This is a genomic window from Streptomyces sp. NPDC088116 (assembly GCF_044741745.1).
In the GTDB taxonomy this organism is placed as follows: Bacteria; Actinomycetota; Actinomycetes; order Streptomycetales; family Streptomycetaceae; genus Streptomyces.
The window spans coordinates 104,918-119,847 of the sequence record NZ_JBIUTF010000008.1 but is presented as its reverse complement, the minus strand read 5'-3'; the positions used below and the strand labels follow the sequence as shown (position 1 = coordinate 119,847).

Genomic DNA, 14,930 nt, shown 5'->3' with positions numbered 1-14,930 from the left:
CCCCGCCTCTCACTCATCCTGGACAAGGCAGTACCACCCTGTGGCTGAACTCCTCACCGTCGACGACCCCGACGACCCGCGCCTGCGCGACTACACCGGCCTGACCGACGTCGAACTGCGGCGCCGGCGCGAACCCGCCGAAGGCCTGTTCATCGCCGAGGGCGAGAAGGTCATCCGCCGGGCCGGGCAGGCCGGTTACGCGATGCGGTCGATGCTGCTCTCGGCCAAGTGGGTCGACACCATGCGGGACATCATCGACGAGGCTCCGGCCCCGGTGTACGTGGTCAGCCCCGAACTCGCCGAGCGGGTCACCGGCTACCACGTGCACCGCGGCGCCCTCGCCTCCATGCAGCGCAAGCCGCTGCCCAGCGTGGACGAGGTGCTCCGCACGGCCCGCCGCGTCGCCGTGATGGAAGCCGTCAACGACCACACCAACATCGGCGCGATCTTCCGCAGCGCCGCCGCTCTCGGCATGGACGCCGTCCTGCTCTCCCCGGACTGCGCCGATCCGCTCTACCGGCGCTCGGTGAAGGTCTCCATGGGCGCGGTGTTCTCCGTCCCCTACGCCCGGCTCGACGGCTGGCCCAGGTCGCTGGGAACCGTACGGGAGGCAGGCTTCAGGCTGCTGGCCCTCACCCCCCACGAACAGGCCACCACCATGGACGCCGCAGCCCCGCACAAGCTGGAGCGTGTCGCCCTGATGCTCGGCGCGGAGGGCGACGGGCTGTCCGCACGGGCGCTCGAAGCCGCCGACGCATGGGTACGCATCCCCATGGCGCACGGCGTGGACTCACTGAACGTGGGCGCGGCCGCGGCGGTCGCGTTCTACGCGGTCACGACGGGCCGCCCGGCGATCTGACCCGGCTCAGAGCTGCTGGGCCGCGGCGATCCCCAGGGCGACCACCAGGGTCACGACGACAAAGACGATCAGCCGCTGCCGCAGCAGTCGCGGGTTGGCGGGCCGGAGTCCGCCCGACGTCGGCCGTGAACCGGGCCGCTGACGGCCGTCCGTACGGGAATCACCACGGGGCCGAGGCGGCCGCGAACGGCCGGTACGCGCCGAGGAGCCCGTGCCCCGCGACGGCCCCGGACGGGAGGCCGAACCACCGGAAGCGCCCGGCGCACGCCCCTGAGGGGCCCGCTCGGGGCCGCGCTCCGTGTACCGCTCGGTCAGCCGCCCCGTCGACAGCTCCTGGCCGTCGCGAGCCCGCCGCACACGCGGCCGGCTGTCGGAGAGCCCCTGGGCCTCCCTGGCCGCGATCTCCTTGAGCCGCATCGACAGTTGGAGGGTGCTGGGCCGCTCCTCCGGATCCTTCGCGAGACAGGCCCGCACCAGCGGCGCCAGCGCGTCCGGGACCCCGTACAGGTGCGCCTCCTCATGCACCACCCGGTAGAGCATGACCTCGGAACTGCCGTGCCCGAACGGGGAATCGGCGGTCGCGGCATACGCCAGCGTGGCCCCCAGCGAGAACACGTCCGTCGCCGGAGTCACCGCCGCGCCCCGCACCTGCTCGGGGGCGAGGAAGCCGGGCGAACCCACCGCCGTACCGACATGCGTCAGCGTGCTCGCGCCGGTCGCCCAGGCGATACCGAAGTCGATGATGCGCGGGCCCTTGGGGGAGAGCAGGATGTTCGACGGCTTGAGATCGCGATGGACCACCCCGGCCTCGTGCACGGCCACCAGCCCCTCGGACAGCGCGGCGCCCACCGAGGCCACCTCGGCGGCGGTGAGGGGCCCTTCCTCGTTCACCTTGTCGTGCAGTGAGGGACCCGGCACGTACTGAGTGGCGAACCACGGCCGGTCCGCGTCCAGATCAGCGGCCACCAGCCGCGCCGTACAGCCGCCACGGATCCGCCGCGCGGCGGACACCTCACGGGCGAACCGCGACCGGAACTCCTGATCCTCGGCCAGGTCCGGCCGGATCACCTTGAGCGCGACCCGCTGGCCGCGCCGGTCGGAACCCAGATAAACCACGCCCATGCCGCCCGCGCCCAGCCGCCGGTGGAGTCTGAACGAACCGACGACACGCGGGTCCTCGCGCCGGAGCCGCATCATCGCCATGTCCATCCCCGCTGCCCGGTCGTCCGTGTGACGTGGCACAGCTTACGTACCCGCGCCCCGGCGCGCTCATAGGCCGCGCCCTCCCGGACCGACCGATTGTCAGTGCGGGGTGGGAAACTTGAGGAGTGGTCAGGGGACGGGGGATCCCAGGTCCTCCACTCCCGCGGGAGATCTCAAAGATCTGTCACAGAAGGGGGATTGGATCGTGAAAGGTGACCGTGTGGAGATAGTCGTGGACGCCGGTGACACGACACGGACGTACGAAGTGGTGGCCGGCAGGGCGGGCCGCCGGGTGGAGACGGCGGTGCGGCGGGGCGTGGTGGAAGTGAGTGAAGTCACCCGCAACGGGGCGGTGGTCAGGACGGCCCGCTTCATGGCCACGCGCGTTCTCGCACTGGTCGAGCAGCCGGTACCCAGGGAGGACTCCTCGGAGCGTCCCCTCAGGGAAGACCCCAAGGCGTAGGACCACCTCTCCACCCAGGGGAGTACGCCGCCGGTCCACGGCTCATCCTCGGGGAGGCCCGGGAATGGGTACGCGGGCATGACGACCCGGGCCCGCCGGATCCCTAGGCTTGAGGTCAAGCGGCGGGTGCGCACTCGTCCCCCGAGATCAGACACTCGCCGCTGCTGAATGGACAGGGAGAGGGACCATGGCGGACACGGCATCGCGGGCAATGATCCGGACGCAGGGGCGCAAGGCATTCGCCGCGTTCGGCGGACGCCAGTCCGGTACGCGTCATCCGCTGGTGGCGACGGCGATGGTCCTTCCTCTGGCGGCGCTGCTCGTGGTCGTTTTCGGCGGCTGGGACGCGGTGGTCACACAAGCGTCGTCCGTGGGCGTGATGCTGGGGCGCTGAGCGGCGCTCCAGGCCCGGGAGAGCGGCCCGGGTCGGGGACATCCGGCCAACAACCCCGTGGGGACGGGGGTGCGGCGGACGGCAGCGATCGGCCGGTCAGCTGGGGAGCTGACCGGCCGTCGCGCTGTCGGCGTCCGGCGAGGGCGGTGTGGTGTGTGGGTGGTGCGGGGCCGGGGCCTCCGGAGGTACATGTCCGGACGGCATGATGTACGGCGCGTGCGGGTCTTTTGCTGGGTGTGGCGCACACCGGCCGTCCGGCTACGACGAGACCCGCACGCGCCGTACATCGTGCAGTGCAGGACATGGCCCCGGATCGGCACCCGGCAACAACCCGCGACGAACCACTCACCGGCCCCGGACCATGCCCTCGCCGGACGGCGTACCGCACCCCGACCACGCCCCCGCCGGAGGGCGAACCCGTACGCTCGCGCCGGAACGCTTCGTATCTCCGGGGGAAACCAGTGACCGCATCCGTCATACGCGCGCTCGGGATCGTCGCCCGCGGTGCCGCCCACCCCGCCGGAGGTCGCCCAACCCGCTGTCCGGCGTGCGGGCACGAAGAGGACGTGCTCGCGGACCGGGCGGACGGAGTTGTCGTACGGCACGGCAAGGTCGTCGCCAAGGCGCACGCCGGTGGTACGGATGCAGCCGGTCACCGCGCCAGGCTCGCCGTCGCCGCGCACCCGCGGCTCGGCGGCATCCTCCTGCCGCCGCTAACGGCGGATACCGAGAACCTGTACGGGCGGCCTGTCACCGCCTGGCCCTACGGCACGCCGGTCGACCCGGCCGACCCCGACGGCGCCCCCTGGGAGCAGGCCGGGGAACTCGTCGCGCGGCTGCACGCCGTACCGCTCGCCGTCCTGCCCGGCCCCGGCAGCCTGCCGCCCACGTGCGGGCCCGCCAAAGTGGCCCTCGCGCTCGCCCGGATGCACGCAGCCGGGCCGCACCCCGCCGCAGGACCCGTGCGGCGGGCCGGAGAGCGGCTCCCCGCCTGGGCGCGCGGTGAGGCGGGGGCGCCGGGGCCGTATGCCCTCTGCCATGGTGACCTGCATCTCGGCCAGCTCGTACGCCACCCGGCGCCCGACGGGCCCTGGCTGCTCATCGACGTGGACGACCTGGGAATCGGCGACCCGGCCTGGGACTTGGCCCGGCCGGCGGCCTGGTACGCCGCCGGGCTGCTGCCCCCGGAGGTCTGGCAGCGCTTTCTCGGCGCGTACCGGTCCGCGCACGGCCCCGCCGTGCCCGCCGTCGGCGATCCATGGCCCCGACTGGATGTCCCCGCCCGCGCGCTCACCGTCCAGACCGCCGCGCTCGCCGTCGCCAAGTCCGTGGCGGAGGGCCGCGATCCGGATGAGGTCGAGCAGTTGATGATCGATGCCTGTGCCCGAATCGCGGACCTCCCGCCCGAGTTGGAAACACCTGGTCGTCGTAGGCTGAACCGACCGTCGCCGGACACGTGTTCCGGCGATGCCAGACGAACGGCGAGGAGCTGAGCCGACGATGCAGTGTCCGAAGTGCCATGCACCGATGCATACGTACAACCGCAATGGCGTCCAGATAGAACAGTGCAGCGGCTGTCGGGGGATCTTTCTCGACTACGGCGAGCTGGAGTCCCTGACCCGCCTGGAGTCGCAGTGGTCGCAGCAGGCCCCGCCGCCGCCCGGACCGCCGGCCCCGCAGGCCTACCCGGGTGCGCCCGCGCCCGCCTGGGGAGCCCCGCAGCACCACGGTGGGCATCATGGCGGCCACCACGGCGGTCACCACCGTCAGGGCTTCGGCCGGATGCTCTTCTCCTCCTGACCGAGGCGGGCGGCACGACGAAGCCCCCGGTCGTGGATCCGACCGGGGGCTTTTCGACAGTGCGCGATACTGGGATTGAACCAGTGACCTCTTCCGTGTCAGGGAAGCGCTCTCCCGCTGAGCTAATCGCGCAGGTCACCCTGCGTTTGCTGCCTACTGCGTGCGCGATACTGGGATTGAACCAGTGACCTCTTCCGTGTCAGGGAAGCGCTCTCCCGCTGAGCTAATCGCGCGGGAATCCGGATGGATCCAGTGGACGATACTGGGATTGAACCAGTGACCTCTTCCGTGTCAGGGAAGCGCTCTCCCGCTGAGCTAATCGTCCTTGGAGGTGGAGACGGGATTTGAACCCGTGTAGACGGCTTTGCAGGCCGTTGCCTCGCCTCTCGGCCACTCCACCAGGAGTGCGGGGGTCCGCAAAAGATCCCCCACATTCGAGCGGACGACCAGGTTCGAACTGGCGACCTCAACCTTGGCAAGGTTGCGCTCTACCAACTGAGCTACGTCCGCGTGTCGTTTCCCGGTCCGTCTTCACGCCCCGGCGACGTGTTGAACTCTAGCGGATTCCGGGGCCAGTACAAAAACGCGTTTCCGCAGCGTGCTGCGGTGCGTTTGCCGCAGGTTCAGGCCCGAGTGGCCCGACGGAGGCTGTTCTAGACTCGCAATCGTGCACGACCTCGCTCCGATGGCCCGCTTCGGCGGCCTCGTCGCCTCCGGTCTGCGGGATGTCACCCATGATCCGGAGGCGCTCGACTCCGCCGGGTTCTGGGCCGTGGCCGCGGACTTCGAAGGGCATCTGACCTGCGCCCGTTTCGACGACGTGCGGACCGAACCGGTGCCCGTACCCACGCCGGGGCGGTGGCGGGGACCCGACGCCGGTGGCTGGACGTCGTCGCTCGACCGCACCGCGTACATCACCGGCGTACGCCGCGTCCGCGAACGGATCGCGGCGGGCGACGTCTATCAGGTCAACCTCTGCCGCGTACTCTCCGCGCCGCTGCCCGATCCGGCCGTGGCCGACGTCGACGCGCTGACGGCTCTGCTGGCCCGTGACAACCCGGCCCCGTACGCCGGGACCTTCCGGCTTCCGGGGCACGGCGTGGAGATCGCCACCGCCTCGCCCGAGCTCTACCTGCGGCGATCGGGCCGCACGGTCGAGTCCGGCCCGATCAAGGGCACCGGCCGTACCGCGGCGGACCTGCTGGAGAAGGACCACGCCGAGAACGTCATGATCGTGGACCTGGTCCGCAACGACCTGGGCCGCGTCTGCGCCACCGGCTCCGTGACGGTCCCGGCGCTCTGCGCGGTCGAACAGCACCCCGGGCTCGTCCATCTCGTCTCGACCGTACGGGGCGAACTCGCGCGGAAGGCGGGCTGGCCGGAGCTGCTGCCCGCCACTTTCCCGCCCGGCTCGGTCACCGGCGCCCCCAAGTCCAGCGCGCTGAAGATCATCGAGGAGCTGGAGACGGCCCCGCGCGGCCCCTACTGCGGCGCCATCGGCTGGGTCGACGCCGACCGGGGCACGGCGGCACTCGCCGTGGGGATACGGACCTTCTGGATCGACCGGACCGCTGAGCGGAGCCCGGTGCTGCGCTTCGGCGCCGGCGCCGGGATCACCTGGGGATCCGATCCGGACAGGGAGTGGGAAGAGACGGAACTGAAGGCGTTCCGGCTGCTCGCGATAGCGTCGGGAGTGGATGAGTCCGGAGTGCGCGGGTCCGGAGCGTACGAGGCGAGCGGAAGGACGGAGTAGATGAAGATCTGGGTCAACGACGGACTGCTGGCGGCCGAAGGCGCCCTGGTGTCCGTGTTCGATCATGGACTGACCGTCGGCGACGGCATCTTCGAGACGGTCAAGGCGGTGCAGGGGCGGCCCTTCGCCCTCACCCGGCATCTGGACCGGCTGACGCGTTCGGCCAGGGGTCTCGGGATGCCCGAGCCCGACCACGACCGGATTCGCCACGCCTGTACGGCCGTCCTGGACGCCAACCCCATGGCGCTGGGCCGCCTGCGGATCACCTACACCGGCGGACTCTCCCCTCTCAGCTCCACACGCGGAACGCAGGCCCCCACCCTGGTCGTCGCCGCCGGTGAGATCCAGCGCCGACCCGACACCACCGCCGCCGTCACCGTCCCCTGGACACGCAACGAACGCGGTGCCGTGGCCGGGCTCAAGACCACGTCGTACGCGGAGAACGTCGTCGCCCTGGCCCGCGCGGGCGAGCAGGGCGCCTCCGAGGCACTGCTCGCCAACACGGTCGGGCGGCTCTGCGAGGGCACGGGCACCAATGTCTTCGTCGTCATCGACGGCGAAGCGCACACCCCGCCCCTCGCCTCCGGCTGCCTCGCCGGAATCACCCGTGCTCTGGTCCTCGAATGGTCCGGTGCCCGCGAGACCGATCTTCCGCTGGATGTGCTGGAGCGCGCGGACGAGATCTTCCTGACCTCGTCGACACGCGACGTGCAGGCCGTCCACCGCATCGACAACCGTGAACTGCCCGACGCCCCCGGGCCGGTGACCAGCAAGGCCATGCGCGTCTTCGAGGAACGGGCCGGCGCCGACCTGGACCCGTAGCCGGACCGGAGCAGGCGCGGTGCCGGATCCGTAAATCGGATGACTCGGTACCGCGCCGTGGGTACAACTCCGGTGATGACCACCACCCTGCGGCCGACCGGGCCGCTCCAACTGGCCGACAACGGCGCGAAGTCACGCACCTACGAGGTCCGCGTGAACAGCCGTCCCGTCGGGACGATCGAGCTGGCCACGGACCCCGGCTCAGGTCCCCCCTGCGGGATCGTGCGCTCGCTGCGGATCGACGAACCCGACCGTCGCCGCGGCCGGGCCACCGTAGCCGCGCTCGCGGCCGAAGAGGTGCTGCGCGGCTGGGGATGCGGTGAGGTACAGGCGTCCGCACCGGCCGGCGCCGTCCCCGCGCTGCGCCTGCTGGAGTCCCTCGGCTACACCGAGCGCAGCCGCAAGATGCTCAAGGAACTGCCGCCCGGACCACCGGTTCTCCCGGCGGGCGTCGAGGGCCGTGCCATGACCGAGGACGAGTACACGGCCTGGGCGGCCCAGACCGTCGACCGCTACGCACGGAGCTGGACCGACCACGGCATGCCGCCGGAGGAAGCGCGCGCCAACGCCGAGGCCAGTCACCGGGACATCCTGCCCGACGGTCTCGCCACCCCGGGGATCTCGATGAGTGTCCTGGTCCACGGGGGAGACGTCGTTGGCCATCTCTGGGTCGCGCCGCGCGAGGTCCGCCCCGGCGAGCGGGCGTCGTACGTGTACGACGTGGCCGTCGCCGAGGACCGGCGCCAAAACGGCTACGGCCGTGCGCTGATGCTGCTGGCCGAGCGGGTCGCCCTGGAGGCCGGGGACACGCTGCTGGGCCTGCACGTCTTCACGGACAACACTCCAGCGGTCCGGCTGTACGAATCGCTCGGGTACGAGACGACCGTCCGCAACCACGTGAAGCGGCTGCTCTGACAGGCCTTACGCGGTGTCCGGCGCGAGCCGTTCGACGATCTCCTCGATCCGCTCGCGCAGCCCCTCCTGGCTCTTGCCGCCGTGCAGCAGCTCACCGTCGATGGCGTACGTGGGTGTACCGGTGACCCCGATCGCCTTGCCCTCGGCCTGGTCGGCGTCGACGATCAGCAGATGACGGCCGTCGATCAGGGCGGTGTCGAACTCCTCGGCGTCCAGCCCCAGCTCGCGCGCGACGTCCAGGAGGACGGGTTCGCCCTTGGCCGCCAGGTCCGCCGTACGGGCCAGCAGCGCTCCCGCGTACGGCCAGCCCTGCCCCTGCTCGGCGGCCTCCTCCGCGGCCTGCGCGGCCGCGTAGGCGTGCTTGTGCTTCTCCAGGGGGTAGTGGCGCAGCCGCGGCTCCAATCGGCCTCCGTAGCGGGCGCGCAGGGCCCGCAGATCCTCCAGTGCGCTGTGGCAGTCGGGGCACTGGAGGTCGTACCAGACGTCGAGGACGACGGGACGCGCGGTCGTGGAGTCGCTCATGGAGGCCAGTCTCCCAGTACGCGGACCGTGCGCGGACCGCCGCCCCCGACCGGGACCTGGGGATGACGAGGTCCCCGATATCTCCCCGAGATCCACCCGGCCGCAGCCCCGGACCGTGGCCCCGACCTGCCTGCCAGGTGCAGGATGGAGACAAGGACTGTTCGGCCGATGACACGCTCTGCCTGGAGGACCCGATGATTGCCGAGACCATTTGCGCGGCGGTGTCAGCGGCGGGTTTGGGTATCGCCGCGATCACGGCGTACCGCAAGCGATTCCTCGCGGCGGCCCGTATCGCCGCCTATGCGCTGGTCCCGGCGGGACTGGTGATGACGGGCCTCGTGAAATGGGTCGCCAATACGGCCTTCAGCCCGACGGCGTGGGCGGGCTTCGCCGTCCTCGCGGTGGCGTGGCTGCTCTTCATGACGACCCGCGCGGTGGAGCGGCGCGGCGGCGGGACCCGCAAGGAGCGTCGCGCGGCGGCCAAGGCGGCGCGGCAGGGCGGAGCGGTCGAGCCCGCCGCGTCCGCGCCCTCACTGGGCGCCGGCGACAAGCCCGTCACCCGGTCGAAGCCCAAGCAGTCCGCCGCACAGTCCGGTGACGACTTCAGCGATATCGAGGCCATCCTCAAGAAGCACGGCATCTGACCTGACCAGGCCCCTGTCCAGGGGGCCGGTGGCACGCACCACAGGTGTGCCGATTCCGTAGGGGATTCCCGGTCACAATCCACGGAATATGATGAACTCCCGGCCTGGTGACACGTGTTGGTCAACGGGTGCCTCCCGGTTGCGTCATGATCGCCCCGAGATGCTCGATACCTCCCGGGGGCAGCCCCCCGCACCCACCGATGAGCAGCGCGGTTGCCTTTTCGCGCTCTCCCAGCCGCCGTTGATGATCTTCCTGGCGGTGATCGGCTCGCTGTTGCTCATGGCAGCGGTGCACGATCTGTTTCTGCTGTGAAGGTCAGCCGGCCGCTTCCTTGCGGCGTGCCCGGTAGGCGGCCACATGCAGCCTGTTGCCGCAGGTGCGGCTGTCGCAGTAACGGCGCGAGCGGTTGCGCGACAGGTCGACGAACGCGTGCCCGCAGTCCGGGGCCTCGCAGCGTCGCAGCCGTTCCTGCTCGCCGGCCACGACCATGAAGGACAGAGCCATGCCGCAGTCGGCGGCCAGATGATCGGCGACCGAGGCGCCCGGCGCGAAGTAGTGGACATGCCAGTCGTAGCCGTCGTGGTCGGTCAGCTGCGGAGTGGTCCCCGCGGCGGCCACCAGCTGATTGATCAGGTCGGCCGCGGTACGTGGATCCGGCGCCGCGAGGACCTCCGCGAAGCGTGTCCGTACGGCCCGTACGGCCCGCAGATCCCGTTCGTCGAGGTCACCCACACCGCTGACGTTCTGGTTCCGTACGAACTCGTACAGCGCGTCGAGGTCGGCGAGCCGGTCGGCCGCCGAGTCGCCCGTACCGTCCTGCGGCGCGGTGTTCACCAGATCGACGACGGTGTCCAGTGCGCTCCGGGTGTCGTGTGGAATGAGCACGATCCGCTCCCTGGCCTGCCGCGGGCCGGTGCCCGCCGATCCCGCCGACTGTAGTCGCTGCCCAGGCGGCAGTGGCGGGGCACAGGCCCGCCGGGAGAGCGCCGACGCCGTCGCAGCGGTGGTTTCCGCGGCGACGGCGCCGGTGTCCTCCGTATGCGGTTTTCCGCACGGCGCCGTCTCCCCGAGTCGGACGGCGCCGAGCAGCTCTCGGCCTGGCTCAGCTCTCGGCCAGGATGTGAGAGAGCTCCGTATCGAGATCGAAGTGACGATGCTCGGTGCCGGGTGGCACTGCGGCGTCGGTCCGTTTGAGGAACGACTCCAGGGCCCGGGCAGGGGCCTCGAGCAGGGCTTCGCCCTCCGGGGAGCTCAGAGCGATGCAGACGACGCCTTGACCGTGACTGCGGGATGGCCAGACTCGGACGTCGCCGGTACCGGTGGGCCGGTGCAGCCCCTCGGCGAGAAGGTCGCGGGCGAAGACCCACTCGACCGTCTCTTCGGCTCCGGTGTGGAAGGTGGCGTGCACGGCGTAAGGATCGGCCGTGTCATACCGCAGGCCCGCCGGTACAGGCAGTGAGGACTCGCTGGATACAACGAGGCGCAGGTGCAGCTCGCAGCTGACCGTGGTGTTCATAAGCGCCAGGGCCTTTCGCTCAGTGTGCGCTCGGGGATTCGCACGTCGGCGAAATCGACATGCCACCTACGGTGCCGTTGTAAACCCCTCTGTCTGTTTTGTGATCCTTCGGGTAGCTCGTACGGCGGTGTGTGACTTCGGGCCATACCGCCATTCCAGTGACGCACAGGATTCCGGTAGGTTGGGCGCCATGCATGCGCAGAGTGACGAGCGGGGGAAAAGCATCGTGTCGACGGCCACACGGCCCGCGACGGGGGACGTGACGGGCGACGCCGCGGCGGCGCCCGAGCGGGAGCCGCGGGAGCTGGGCTCGCGCGCGCCGAGATTCATCAAGGCGTCACGGCCGCTCCACCTGAGCTGGCAGGTCGGCGTTTTCGTCGTCGGTCTCGCGGTGGTGGTCGCGGGCGTCTTCATGCTCGTGCTGCCGGGCCCCGGCTGGCTGGTGATCTTCGGCGGCATGGCGATCTGGGCGACCGAGTTCGTCTGGGCGCAGCTGGTGCTCCGCTGGACCCGGCGCAAGGTCACCGAAGCGGCCCAGAAGGCCCTCGACCCCAAGGTCCGGTGCCGGAACATCATCCTCACCACCGTCGGCCTGGTGATCATCGCCGTGCTGGTCGGGATCTACCTCTGGCTGTTCGGAATCGTCATGCCGTGGAAGATCGAGCAGTGAACCGGCAGGCGTCCTGGAGCGCCGCTGACATGGGGTAATGTGTGCGGTGCACCCGGGCGATTAGCTCAGTGGGAGAGCGCTTCGTTCACACCGAAGAGGTCACTGGTTCGAACCCAGTATCGCCCACGTCCGCAGCCGCAGGCCCCGAAGACCGCACAGGTCTTCGGGGCCTCGGTCGTTCCCGGCCCGGACCCCGTCCCGGTGTTCCCGTCCCGCGCCCGGCAACTGGCCTCTGTGTGCGTCGATTCGGGCCGGATCCGGCCGGTGGGCGCCCGCTCCTGAGTGTGTGGCGGAAGCTTCCGCGTGGTCGCGGGGTGCGGTGCGTGCCACGTACGACGCCATCGGTCCCCCGAGCCCCTGATGCCGGGGCGGGTGCGCCTCATTCGGTTTGAACGAAGCCCGCGCGGGCCTGTATGGTTCAGTGCGTTCCCGGGCGATTAGCTCAGTGGGAGAGCGCTTCGTTCACACCGAAGAGGTCACTGGTTCGAACCCAGTATCGCCCACCGGGAAAGGCCGGTCCGTCAGCGACGGACCGGCCTTCGCGCGTTCCGGCCGCCAACTGCCGTCGCGAGGCCGGGTGACGGCGAATCAGGCGGCGGCGGGCAGTTCGGGCCGCAGTGGCCACGCGGTGTCCACCGTCTCCTCCGCGCCGCCCCGCGCGAACCACGTCTGCAGGCTCCGTGCCTGCGCCGCGTGCCACACGGCCTGGAGCGTGTGCAGCTCGGCGGCGCTCAGTCGCTCCATCCGCGAAGCGAAACGGCGGCCGACCGCCCGTACCACCTCCAGTGCCGCGAGTGCGTCGACGGCCGCGTCGTGTGCCCCGTCCAGCTCCACCTCGTACTGGGCGCAGAGGTCGGTGAGCGTGCGGCGGCCCTTGCGGTAGCGGTCCAGATGCCGGTCGAGGACCTTCGGGTCCAGTACGCACAGCGGGACGCCCTCCAGGCGGCGGTCCAGTGACGAGGCCCGGTGGCGCCGTAGTTCACGGTCGAGAATCGTCAGATCGAACGGAGCGTTCATCACCACCAGCGGCCGGCCCGCGGCGCACTGCCCGGCCACCGCGTCGGCCAGCTCGTCCACCGCCGGGGCCGGCCAACGGCCGTTGCGGTGCAGGAAATCGTCGGTGAGACCGTGTATCGCGGTGGCCGCCTCCGGCACCGGGACCCCCGGATCTATCAGCCAGCGGGTCACCCTCGGTCGCGCCCCCGCCATGTCCTGGACGACGAGGGCGGCGGACACGATCCGGTCCTCCTCGACGTCCACCCCTGTCGTCTCGGTGTCGAATGCGGCCAGTGGCCCCTCGTACCAATACGTCATCCCCGAACTCCTCGCGCATACACGGCAGATGGTGTTCATTCCAACCGCCCGAACCGGTGATACCCGGACAGGTGGTGCGGTACGCGCCGTTTACGGAGGGCTCCGGAGGGTGACAACACAGGTGGCGGGCAAGGAAGATGGCAGCCCGTCGTACCAACTGACCGGTACGGCCCGGAAGGCACCAGAGCCATGGCTCTCGCGAAGCCCGACCCGGGCGGGCTGTTGCCCGAGCGGTTAGCGCCGCTGCGCGGAGCGCTCGCCACCACCGCCTGCATGGAGACCCTCCAGGTGGGTTACCTCCACGCGGTCGCGGCCGCCGCCGGCTGCTCCCTCAGTCAGCCCTTTCCCGACAACGGCATCGACTGGCACGTGAGTCACAGCAGTCCCGGGCACCTCGCGGACGACGAAGCGACCATCAAGGTGCAGCTCAAGAGCACGTATCAGCTCGCGGCCCATCCGCAGGGGCTGGCCTTCTCCTTCGCTCTCGACAACGAGCATCTGGTGAAGCTCGCCCGTACCCCTGTCTCGGTGCACAAGATCCTGATGGTGATGATCGTGCCCAGGACCCAGGACGAATGGCTGCGGGCCGGCCACGACCGGCTCGATCTCAGGCACTGCTGCTACTGGATCAATCTGGCGGGCCATCCGGTGACCGGCCGGTACCGCACCACCGTGCGCGTCGCCACCGCACGGATCTTCGACGACCGGGCGCTCTGCGAGATCATGACCCGGGTCGGGTCGGGAGGGAGACCGTGATGAACCCGCCGTCCGACGAGCCGGTCGACGAGGCGATACCGCCAGGTGACCGCGCCCGCCCGGCACCCGCGATTCCCGGGGCCTGGACCGGGGGAGTGGCCCAGGACCCCGACCCCACCGGGACCGATCCCGCCGTCCTCGGCGCGCTGCTCGCCCGGTACGGCTGGCGGCGACGGGGCGGAGCACCCGGGCGCTATGCCCGCTGGACGCCGCCGGGGCCCGGCAGGGGCACGAGTCTGCTCGTCCCGGAGAGCCGCGCCTTCCCGGACTGCGAGGACCTGCTCTCCGAAGCCCTCACCGCGCTCGCGCGCAGCGCGGCCCCGTCCGCGCGGCAGGTGCTCGTCGGGCTCGCCGTGCCCAGCGACGAGATCCGCTGGTGGCGTGACGTACCGCCGGGGCCGCTCGGCGCGGTGGCCTGGACCGTGCAGGAACAGTTGCGTACGGCGGCGCGGCAACTGCTGCTGGCCGGGGCGCTCGCGGTACGGGCCAAGGCCGGTTACTACGGAGCGCGCCACCGCAGGCAGGCCCAGGCCACCCTCGAAGGGGTGCTGACGGGCCCCTCGCCCGGCGGCCGCGAGCTGACCGCCTTCCTGCCCGTGACGGCCGGGAGGGACCTCGCCGTACAGCTCCACCACGCGCTGTGCGCGGCCCGCGAGGCCACCGACTACCAGCGGGCCACCGGCGGCATGGACGCGTTCGACGCGGCGGTGGCGGCAGGCGTGAGCCGGGAGCTCACGGAGGCACTCGTGGCGCTCGTGCGGGGTACGGAAGGCGCCAGGATCGCCCTGGCGTGGGCGCCGGGCGCGGGCGTGCCGGAAGGGTGCGCGGCCCGTCCCGAGCCCGTCGAGTTCTCGCCCGGCGATCTGCCGGCCCTGCGCGAGGCGAGCAGGCGCTATCTGCGGGACGAGCCGTCCGTGCCGGTCCGGATCACCGGCGCGGTGGTCCGGATGCGCCGGTCCGGGGCCGCCGGCGACGGGTCCGTCCGGCTGCGCGTGCTGGCCGGGGCGGAGATCCCGCACATACGGGTGGCGCTCGACGAGGAGTCGTACCGCATCGCCGGGCACGCGCATCTGGTCGGGCTGCCCATCCGGGTGGTGGGCCGGCTGGAGAGCCGGGGAGGGTTCCGCAGGCTCACCGACGCGAGCGGTGTGGTGGCTGTCCAGGTGGACGAGACGGAGCGGGACCGGCTGCTGAAATCCCTCCAGGAGGACGCGGATTTCTTCGAGGAGGCATCCGGCGGGGACGCCTGACGGCAGCTGCCGGGGAGCGTGGTGACGGGCCTCGGCGGCCCTCACGGC

General features: G+C 71.2%; 18 protein-coding genes and 7 tRNA genes. 15 read left to right on the top strand and 10 right to left on the bottom strand.

Translation table 11 applies throughout. The annotated features are described in order from the left end of the window. The first annotated feature begins 40 nt into the window (after positions 1–40). Positions 41–859, top strand: a complete 819-nt coding sequence (locus ACIOJD_RS29445) for a TrmH family RNA methyltransferase (RefSeq protein ID WP_401919058.1) — start codon at positions 41–43, stop codon at positions 857–859. A 6-nt stretch (positions 860–865) separates the two neighbouring features. Here ACIOJD_RS29445 and ACIOJD_RS29440 read toward each other — a convergent pair whose 3' ends face one another. Continuing rightward, on the bottom strand, positions 866–2,062 hold the full coding sequence (locus tag ACIOJD_RS29440; RefSeq protein ID WP_401919385.1) for a serine/threonine-protein kinase: 1,197 nt from the start codon (positions 2,060–2,062) through the stop codon (positions 866–868). A gap of 205 nt (positions 2,063–2,267) precedes the next feature. Between ACIOJD_RS29440 and ACIOJD_RS29435 the strand changes: the two genes are divergently transcribed. The 4 genes from ACIOJD_RS29435 to ACIOJD_RS29420 all read left to right on the top strand — a co-directional run bounded on the left by ACIOJD_RS29435 (position 2,268) and on the right by ACIOJD_RS29420 (position 4,719). Next, positions 2,268–2,525, top strand: coding sequence for a hypothetical protein (locus ACIOJD_RS29435; RefSeq protein ID WP_401919056.1), 258 nt, complete (start codon positions 2,268–2,270; stop codon positions 2,523–2,525). Between the two features lie 187 nt (positions 2,526–2,712). After that, positions 2,713–2,919 (top strand): hypothetical protein, encoded by a 207-nt coding sequence (locus ACIOJD_RS29430; RefSeq protein ID WP_401919055.1) that lies wholly within the window; start codon positions 2,713–2,715, stop codon positions 2,917–2,919. Between the two features lie 461 nt (positions 2,920–3,380). Then, complete coding sequence (locus ACIOJD_RS29425) at positions 3,381–4,412, top strand: phosphotransferase family protein (protein WP_401919054.1); 1,032 nt, start codon at positions 3,381–3,383, stop codon at positions 4,410–4,412. A 7-nt stretch (positions 4,413–4,419) separates the two neighbouring features. After that, the gene (locus ACIOJD_RS29420; protein ID WP_401919052.1) at positions 4,420–4,719 is read left to right on the top strand and encodes a zf-TFIIB domain-containing protein; all 300 of its coding nucleotides are present in this window, start codon (positions 4,420–4,422) and stop codon (positions 4,717–4,719) included. A 60-nt stretch (positions 4,720–4,779) separates the two neighbouring features. On the opposite strand, the gene ACIOJD_RS29415 is transcribed toward ACIOJD_RS29420, so the two are convergent. From ACIOJD_RS29415 to ACIOJD_RS29395, 5 genes are all read right to left on the bottom strand, one after another. Beyond that, positions 4,780–4,851: transfer RNA gene (locus ACIOJD_RS29415), tRNA-Val, on the bottom strand. A gap of 29 nt (positions 4,852–4,880) precedes the next feature. After that, positions 4,881–4,952: transfer RNA gene (locus ACIOJD_RS29410), tRNA-Val, on the bottom strand. A 20-nt stretch (positions 4,953–4,972) separates the two neighbouring features. Continuing rightward, positions 4,973–5,044 (bottom strand) — tRNA-Val (locus ACIOJD_RS29405). Between the two features lies 1 nt (position 5,045). Next, positions 5,046–5,119: transfer RNA gene (locus ACIOJD_RS29400), tRNA-Cys, on the bottom strand. A 37-nt stretch (positions 5,120–5,156) separates the two neighbouring features. Then, positions 5,157–5,229: transfer RNA gene (locus tag ACIOJD_RS29395), tRNA-Gly, on the bottom strand. Positions 5,230–5,386: 157 nt separating this feature from the next. Between ACIOJD_RS29395 and ACIOJD_RS29390 the strand changes: the two genes are divergently transcribed. The 3 genes from ACIOJD_RS29390 (at position 5,387) to ACIOJD_RS29380 (ending at position 8,209) form a co-directional block, all read left to right on the top strand. After that, positions 5,387–6,472, top strand: coding sequence for a chorismate-binding protein (locus ACIOJD_RS29390; protein ID WP_401919050.1), 1,086 nt, complete (start codon positions 5,387–5,389; stop codon positions 6,470–6,472). Further along, complete coding sequence (locus ACIOJD_RS29385) at positions 6,473–7,294, top strand: aminotransferase class IV (protein ID WP_401919048.1); 822 nt, start codon at positions 6,473–6,475, stop codon at positions 7,292–7,294. It abuts the gene before it with no gap. A gap of 75 nt (positions 7,295–7,369) precedes the next feature. Then, positions 7,370–8,209: a GNAT family N-acetyltransferase gene (locus ACIOJD_RS29380; RefSeq protein ID WP_401919047.1), complete on the top strand. Its 840-nt coding sequence runs from the start codon at positions 7,370–7,372 to the stop codon at positions 8,207–8,209. Between the two features lie 6 nt (positions 8,210–8,215). Here the strand turns inward: ACIOJD_RS29380 and ACIOJD_RS29375 are convergent, their stop codons facing one another. Continuing rightward, complete coding sequence (locus tag ACIOJD_RS29375; RefSeq protein ID WP_401919045.1) at positions 8,216–8,731, bottom strand: DsbA family protein; 516 nt, start codon at positions 8,729–8,731, stop codon at positions 8,216–8,218. A 194-nt stretch (positions 8,732–8,925) separates the two neighbouring features. On the opposite strand from ACIOJD_RS29375, the gene ACIOJD_RS29370 reads away from it, so the two are divergent. Then, entirely contained in the window at positions 8,926–9,375 is a 450-nt protein-coding gene (locus tag ACIOJD_RS29370; RefSeq protein WP_401919043.1) for a hypothetical protein, read from the top strand. A gap of 160 nt (positions 9,376–9,535) precedes the next feature. Then, positions 9,536–9,688 carry a hypothetical protein gene (locus tag ACIOJD_RS29365; RefSeq protein WP_401883245.1) on the top strand — a complete coding sequence of 51 codons (153 nt, stop codon included), beginning with the start codon at positions 9,536–9,538 and terminating at the stop codon, positions 9,686–9,688. 3 nt (positions 9,689–9,691) lie between these two features. Here the strand turns inward: ACIOJD_RS29365 and ACIOJD_RS29360 are convergent, their stop codons facing one another. Beyond that, positions 9,692–10,261, bottom strand: a complete 570-nt coding sequence (locus ACIOJD_RS29360) for a CGNR zinc finger domain-containing protein (protein ID WP_401919041.1) — start codon at positions 10,259–10,261, stop codon at positions 9,692–9,694. Between the two features lie 217 nt (positions 10,262–10,478). Next, on the bottom strand, positions 10,479–10,892 hold the full coding sequence (locus ACIOJD_RS29355) for an SsgA family sporulation/cell division regulator (RefSeq protein ID WP_003959770.1): 414 nt from the start codon (positions 10,890–10,892) through the stop codon (positions 10,479–10,481). Between the two features lie 190 nt (positions 10,893–11,082). On the opposite strand from ACIOJD_RS29355, the gene ACIOJD_RS29350 reads away from it, so the two are divergent. The 3 genes from ACIOJD_RS29350 (at position 11,083) to ACIOJD_RS29340 (ending at position 12,065) form a co-directional block, all read left to right on the top strand. Beyond that, the gene (locus tag ACIOJD_RS29350; RefSeq protein ID WP_401919039.1) at positions 11,083–11,562 is read left to right on the top strand and encodes a TIGR02611 family protein; all 480 of its coding nucleotides are present in this window, start codon (positions 11,083–11,085) and stop codon (positions 11,560–11,562) included. 54 nt (positions 11,563–11,616) lie between these two features. After that, positions 11,617–11,688: transfer RNA gene (locus ACIOJD_RS29345), tRNA-Val, on the top strand. 305 nt (positions 11,689–11,993) lie between these two features. Beyond that, a tRNA-Val gene (locus ACIOJD_RS29340) sits at positions 11,994–12,065 on the top strand. Between the two features lie 85 nt (positions 12,066–12,150). Here ACIOJD_RS29340 and ACIOJD_RS29335 read toward each other — a convergent pair. Further along, positions 12,151–12,876 (bottom strand): 3'-5' exonuclease, encoded by a 726-nt coding sequence (locus ACIOJD_RS29335; RefSeq protein WP_401919037.1) that lies wholly within the window; start codon positions 12,874–12,876, stop codon positions 12,151–12,153. Between the two features lie 189 nt (positions 12,877–13,065). On the opposite strand from ACIOJD_RS29335, the gene ACIOJD_RS29330 reads away from it, so the two are divergent. Beyond that, on the top strand, positions 13,066–13,632 hold the full coding sequence (locus tag ACIOJD_RS29330) for a DUF4365 domain-containing protein (protein ID WP_401919036.1): 567 nt from the start codon (positions 13,066–13,068) through the stop codon (positions 13,630–13,632). Then, positions 13,632–14,882, top strand: a complete 1,251-nt coding sequence (locus ACIOJD_RS29325; protein WP_401919034.1) for a hypothetical protein — start codon at positions 13,632–13,634, stop codon at positions 14,880–14,882. The genes ACIOJD_RS29330 and ACIOJD_RS29325 overlap by 1 nt, the downstream gene beginning before the upstream one ends. The last annotated feature ends 48 nt before the right edge of the window (positions 14,883–14,930 follow it).

Excerpts from the sequence above, each read along its gene's own strand:
- ACIOJD_RS29440 (WP_401919385.1), bottom strand. The coding sequence starts at position 2,062 with ATGGCGATGATGCGGCTCCGGCGCGAGGACCCGCGTGTCGTCGGTTCG.
- ACIOJD_RS29375 (WP_401919045.1), bottom strand. The coding sequence starts at position 8,731 with ATGAGCGACTCCACGACCGCGCGTCCCGTCGTCCTCGACGTCTGGTAC.
- ACIOJD_RS29430 (WP_401919055.1), top strand. The coding sequence starts at position 2,713 with ATGGCGGACACGGCATCGCGGGCAATGATCCGGACGCAGGGGCGCAAG.
- ACIOJD_RS29325 (WP_401919034.1), top strand. The coding sequence starts at position 13,632 with ATGAACCCGCCGTCCGACGAGCCGGTCGACGAGGCGATACCGCCAGGT.
- ACIOJD_RS29350 (WP_401919039.1), top strand. The coding sequence starts at position 11,083 with ATGCATGCGCAGAGTGACGAGCGGGGGAAAAGCATCGTGTCGACGGCC.
- ACIOJD_RS29420 (WP_401919052.1), top strand. The coding sequence starts at position 4,420 with ATGCAGTGTCCGAAGTGCCATGCACCGATGCATACGTACAACCGCAAT.
- ACIOJD_RS29385 (WP_401919048.1), top strand. The coding sequence starts at position 6,473 with ATGAAGATCTGGGTCAACGACGGACTGCTGGCGGCCGAAGGCGCCCTG.
- ACIOJD_RS29330 (WP_401919036.1), top strand. The coding sequence starts at position 13,066 with ATGGCTCTCGCGAAGCCCGACCCGGGCGGGCTGTTGCCCGAGCGGTTA.
- ACIOJD_RS29370 (WP_401919043.1), top strand. The coding sequence starts at position 8,926 with ATGATTGCCGAGACCATTTGCGCGGCGGTGTCAGCGGCGGGTTTGGGT.
- ACIOJD_RS29355 (WP_003959770.1), bottom strand. The coding sequence starts at position 10,892 with ATGAACACCACGGTCAGCTGCGAGCTGCACCTGCGCCTCGTTGTATCC.
- ACIOJD_RS29365 (WP_401883245.1), top strand. The coding sequence starts at position 9,536 with ATGCTCGATACCTCCCGGGGGCAGCCCCCCGCACCCACCGATGAGCAG.
- ACIOJD_RS29380 (WP_401919047.1), top strand. The coding sequence starts at position 7,370 with ATGACCACCACCCTGCGGCCGACCGGGCCGCTCCAACTGGCCGACAAC.
- ACIOJD_RS29335 (WP_401919037.1), bottom strand. The coding sequence starts at position 12,876 with ATGACGTATTGGTACGAGGGGCCACTGGCCGCATTCGACACCGAGACG.